The following is a 218-nucleotide window of genomic DNA, read 5'->3' as shown; positions in this document are numbered from 1 at the left end:
GGAACAGATCCAAATGATGCATGTGAGTATGTAATCGCAAGTATTACCTTACCAATCGACTCAGGAGCAGATTGTGATAATGACGGATTAACAGATGCAGAGGAAATTACAGGAGTTGATGATCCATTAACACCAGCAGATCCAGCAGGAAACACAACAGATCCAACAGATCCAGATACAGATGGTGACGGAGTAACAGATGGACAAGAAGCATTAGA

General features: G+C 42.2%; 1 protein-coding gene. It reads left to right on the top strand.

Annotated elements, in window-relative coordinates; genetic code table 11:
• The coding region (locus tag B2989_RS14210; RefSeq protein WP_292949749.1) for a hypothetical protein at nucleotides 1–218 on the top strand (218 nt) is incomplete at both ends.

It is taken from the genome of Olleya sp. UBA1516 (assembly GCF_002323495.1).
Taxonomy (GTDB): domain Bacteria; phylum Bacteroidota; class Bacteroidia; order Flavobacteriales; family Flavobacteriaceae; genus Olleya.
This window is presented reverse-complemented; position numbering and strand designations above follow the sequence as displayed.